This is a genomic window from Bradyrhizobium sp. P5_C11_2 (assembly GCF_054049755.1).
This window is the reverse complement of record NZ_JBFULT010000903.1, coordinates 1-1822: the sequence shown is the minus strand read 5'-3', so window position 1 is coordinate 1822 and position 1822 is coordinate 1. Positions and strand designations below refer to the sequence as shown.

Annotated in this window: 2 protein-coding genes; both read left to right on the top strand. The window is 63.6% G+C overall.

Features of this window, described 5'->3' with window-relative positions:
- Positions 1-666: NAD(P)/FAD-dependent oxidoreductase (locus ACXJL8_RS40095; RefSeq protein WP_456686930.1), on the top strand; the 666-nt coding region annotated here is incomplete at its 5' end.
- A gap of 184 nt (positions 667-850) precedes the next feature.
- A partial coding sequence (locus ACXJL8_RS40090) for an NAD(P)/FAD-dependent oxidoreductase (protein ID WP_456686929.1) occupies positions 851-1822 on the top strand: 972 nt, incomplete at its 3' end.

Genomic DNA, 1822 nt, shown 5'->3' with positions numbered 1-1822 from the left:
GTACAGGATGGTGCGAGCGGAGAGAAGATCGTGCCGACCGCTCGAGGCAGCATTCGGACTGCCCACGTCGTCGCAACCACAAACGGTTACACCGCCGCCGATGCGACGCCGAGCCTCGCCAGCCGCATCGTGCCGGTCAAGAGCTATCAGATTGCCACCGCGCCGGTGCCGGCCGATCTCTTGGCCGAGCTCATTCCGCAGGCCCGCATGGTGTCCGACACGCGCCGTGATTTGATCTACGCCAGGCCGTCGCCTGACGGGACGCGGCTTCTGTTCGGTTCGCGTCCGGGCATCTTCGACATGCCCGACAAGCTTGCCGCGAAGCGGCTTTATGCGCGCATGCTGGCCGTTTGGCCGCAGCTTGCGGGCGTGAAGATCACTCATGCCTGGAGCGGGCGCGTGGCCATGACCGTCGACAAGATCGCCCATCTCGGCGCCCGCGACGGCGCGGATTTCGCGGCTGGCTGCAACGGCAACGGCGTCGCGCTGATGACCTTTCTTGGGTACCAGACAGCGCGCAAAATTCTCGGTGAGCAGAACATGCCCTCGGCCTTCGACCGCGAGACATTCACAGCCGTGCCCTTTTATTCGGGCAAGCCGTGGTTCGTGCCGCTGTTTGCCGGCTGGTATCGCCTGCGCGATTTTCTCGATCGTCCGGGACGCTGAAATAGCGGCACACGGGTTGTCGATCCGCGATGCGTCGGTCTCTGGGGCCTCATGAGCGGGGCGGAAGCCGATCTCCTGTTTGGCGACATCACGGTCTTCACCGATCCCGAGCGGACCGAACGCCTGGTTGTCCGCTTCAGGGCGGCAAGAAACGTCTGATCCGCATGCCTTCCATTCGCTCGTCTTGAAGGAGGACAATTTGTCCAGAATAATTCCCGACCTCGTCGTCACGCCGCAGGAACTGCCCGCGAAGGTGGACGTCGTCATCATCGGTGGCGGCATCATTGGCGTATCGACAGCGCTCTCGCTGGTTGAGCGCGGCGTCAGCGTTGCCTTATGCGAGAAGGGATTGATCGGGGCGGAGCAGTCGTCGCGAAACTGGGGCTGGGTGCGCCAGATGGGGCGCGACCCGGCCGAGTTGCCGCTTGCCATCGAGAGTCTTCGGCTCTGGCGTGGCATGAACGCGCGCATCGACGGCGAAACAGGTTTTGGTCAGGGCGGCATCGCCTATCTCTGCGACACCGATGCCGACGTTGCGATGCATGAAGCGTGGTTGAAGCACGCCACTTCGCTTGGTCTCGATTCCCACCTTGTGAGTGGCGAGGCGCTAGAGACCCTCATTCCCGGTGCGACGAAGCCGTTTCGCGCCGCGCTGCATACGCCGAGCGATGGCAAGGCCGAGCCGTTCATTGCAGCTTCGGCGATCGCGCGAGGAGCGGCCGCCAAGGGCGCGCATATCCTCACCAATTGTGCGGTCCGTTCCATCGAGCGATCGGCGGGCCGGGTCAGCGGCTGCGTGACCGAGCGCGGTGAGATCCGCTGTTCGTCCGTGGTTCTGGCGGGAGGAGCCTGGTCGCGCCTCTTCGCCGGCAATCTGGGCATCGATCTTCCTGTCCTGAAGATCCTTGGCAGCGTTGTCCGCCTGTCCTCGGTCGACGGCGTTCCGAATTTTCCAGTCGGTGCAGGCAACTTCGCTTTCCGTCGCCGCCTGGACGGCGGCTTTACCGTCGCCCAACGCAACGCCAACATCGCCCCGATCACGCCGGACAGCTTCCGTTTGTTCTGCGACTATACGCCGACGCTGATCAAGAGCTGGAATGAACTGACGCTTCGCATCGGCGGCCAGTTCTTTCGTGAGTTGTCGATGGCTCGACGC